Below are 2,888 nucleotides of genomic sequence, written 5' to 3'. Positions count from 1 at the left end.
GGCGCGGGCTGGCCGGCGGGGGGGGCGGGGGTGGCGGGTGTGGTGGTCATCGGCCGGTCCCCGTCTTGCGGAGCAGGTAGTTCGGGCCGGTCGTGTAGTGCTTGTTGACGTCGGTGGCGCCCGATCGCTCCTTGCTGAGCAGGGAGCCGGCGGTCACCATCGCCTTGACCGGGAGGGCAGGGTCCTCCAGCAGACGGCGTCGCAGGTAGGTCGTGCCCGGCCGGTCGAGCGCGACCTCGAGGCGGGTCCGGAGCTCGCCGAGGACAGCCTCGCGACTGGCCAGTCCGTGCTCGGCCAGCCCGACGGCGTACGCCCCTGCGCAGAGGTGGACGGTGATGGTGGCGAACAGGTCTGCCAGCGGTCCCTCGTCGTCGACCCAGGTCCGCGGGTCGTCGAAGGCCGTCGGGTCGAGCCCGAGCTCGGCTGCGCGACGGCGCAGCACCCGCGGCCCGTCGTTGTCCTTGAGCAGCAACCGCACGGGGCGGTCGGGCGCCACGAGCACCGAGAGGTTCTGCTGGTGCGACTCGAGGGCGATGCCCCGGGTGAAGAGGGAGACCTGCAGGTCGAGCAGGAGCTCCCACAGCTCGCCGAGGAACCGGACCGGGTCGCCTCCCGAGACGATGTCGGCCGCGTGCTCGATCACGAGCCGACCGCCCGGCGCGGGAGCGAGCAGCGCTGCCAGCGGGACCACGAGGTCGTTCTCCAGCGCAGGTGGGTGGCGGCGGACGAGTGCCGCGAGGAGTTCGTGCCCGGCATGGACGTAGCGGGTCTCGTCGGCGTGCAGGACGCGGTCGCGCAGGTGGGGGAGGCCGGCCAGCACGGAGGTGATCAGCCGCTGACCGGCGCGGCCGTCGGCGAGGGTGTCGGGCTTGATGGTCCGCCGGTTCCGGAGGCCGAGCGTGGCGGTGGACAGCGGCACCTTGAGGTGGTCGGTCGGCCGGTCGAGGAGGGCGACGGTCCGCATCGACAGCGTGGGGACGACGAGGGCGTCGGGCCCCGGGACCAGGCGTGCCGCCTCCGTGAGACCGGCCTGCGCGAGTGCCCGGTCGAGGTGCGGACCCGGGGTCAGCGGGTGGACAGGGAGGAGGACGGTGCCGTCGGGGCCGTCGAAGGTGTCCCCGGCGTCGGGGGAGAGGGTGACCGCGTCGCGGGGCAGGGCGAGCCAGCGGAGCCGGAACGCGGGCGCGAACTCGGGCGCGTAGGCCCGGAGCTCCGCCTCGCCCAGGCCCGCCCGGCCCCGCGCGGTGGGGTAGACGGGGTGGTCGATCCGGGCGGCGAGGGCGTCGAAGCCCAGGCTGGCGCGCATGCCGGTCCACCCGGTCGGGCTGCTGCCGTGGCGGTCGGTCAGCAGCGCCCGCAGGTCGTCGTCGGTGGCCTCGTGCAGGCGGAGCGTGGCCAAGGTCTGCCGGCACTCCTCGGCGTACGCGGTGAAGCCGGGGCGGTCGCGGGCGTCGGCCCGGCTTGCCAGTTCGGTGAGGATCGCCTCGACGCCGTGGAGCGTGTGGGGTGGGTCGTCCTCGACGGTGACGAGCGGCAGCCGGGCGGAGAGCTCGCCCTGGAAGCCGTCGGCGGTGACGGGTACGGCGAGGGGTCTCTGCCCGGCCCCGGGGCGGGCGTCGAGTCGCAGCCACGCACCGTCGGGGCGGTACTCCAGGCGTCCCCGGGAGCGCAGACCGACGACGTCCTCGCGCAGCAGAGCGCTGAGCACGCGCACGGTGAGGCGGCCCGCGACCTGGTCGGTCGGGGCTGCGGGGGAGAGGGTCACGGCACGATCTCCCAGCGGTTGTCGGCGAGGTAGTCGGCGGCAACCCGGTCGACCGACTCCTGGTCGTGGCCCCACGTCATGAGGGTGCCGAGGTAGTCGCGGTTGGTGTGGTGGACCGGGTGGGTCTCGCCGATCGCCCGGCTCGGCCGGTAGCTCAGGTGGATGCCGTCGAAGAGGTCCGTCGTCGCTTCCGGCGCCGAGACGAGGGTGCCGGGCGTGGTCGCGCACGGGTACTCGACCCGGGCGGCGCCGTCCCGGCGTACCGGCAGGTCGACGGGGAGCGGCTCGCCGAGGTGCAGGCGCAGCACGAGCTCGAAGAGCGGCAGCCCGGTGAGCTCGGCCAGCAGCAGGTCGCAGTGGTCGCCGATGGCGCGGTCGTTGACCTCGATCAGTCGGGCCTGCCCACTCGCATCGACCACGTACTCGGTGTGGCAGATGCCGAACCCGACGCCGAGCGCGTCGAGCTGGGCGAGGACCTGTTCGACCTCCTTCTCGGGCGGCTCCGGCACGAACTCCATCCGCGTCTCGACGAAGTACGGCGGCGCTGAGAGCTCGGTGCGAAAGCCGCCGAGAACGTGGCGCCGGTCGCCGTCGCCCAACGTCTCCAGGGTGCGCAGGTCGCCGTCGAGGTACTCCTCGACCACCAGGGCCGCTCCGGGGCGGCGAGCGCGCACCTCGGTGGCGCGCCGCACCAGCTCGTCGCTGCCGGTGACGAGGACGACGTCCTCGCTGGCCACGCCCTCGCGTGGCTTGAGGACGCACGGGAAGGGCAGGTCGATGCTGCCGAGAGTGGTCGGGTCGTCGGTGGGGTGCAGGGTCACGGACCGGACCAGGTCTACTCCCGCGGCGGCGAGGTGGCGCCGCAGCTCGGCCTTGTCCTGGGCGCGGAGCGCGGCCGGCCACGGCTTGCCGGGCAGTCCGAGGTACTCCGCGGTGAGGGCCGCCTGCACCTGGAGGTGGTCGCTGTTGGAGAAGACGGCGTCGGGTTCGGGGAGGGCCGCGATCGCCGAGAGGACCGCGCGGAAGTCCTGGACGTCGCAGGGCACGACGCGGACGCCGAGGCCGTCGTGCTCGTCGGGGTGGTCGGTCAGCACCGTGACGGAGAGCCCGAGACGCTCGGCGG

The 2,888-nt window shown here is 74.2% G+C and carries 2 protein-coding genes; both read right to left on the bottom strand.

Translation table 11 applies throughout. The annotated features are described in order from the left end of the window. Positions 1 to 46: 46 nt before the first annotated feature. The gene (locus ABZE72_RS16525; RefSeq protein WP_372730129.1) at positions 47 to 1,765 is read right to left on the bottom strand and encodes an IucA/IucC family protein; all 1,719 of its coding nucleotides are present in this window, start codon (positions 1,763 to 1,765) and stop codon (positions 47 to 49) included. Further along, positions 1,762 to 2,888, bottom strand: a 1,127-nt coding sequence (locus ABZE72_RS16520; protein ID WP_372730128.1) for an acetyl-CoA carboxylase biotin carboxylase subunit family protein, incomplete at its 5' end; no start/stop codon positions are given. The genes ABZE72_RS16525 and ABZE72_RS16520, both read right to left, overlap by 4 nt.

Origin of the sequence: Nocardioides sp. (assembly GCF_041600255.1) — a bacterium.
Lineage (GTDB): Bacteria > Actinomycetota > Actinomycetes > Propionibacteriales > Nocardioidaceae > Nocardioides.
This window is presented reverse-complemented; position numbering and strand designations above follow the sequence as displayed.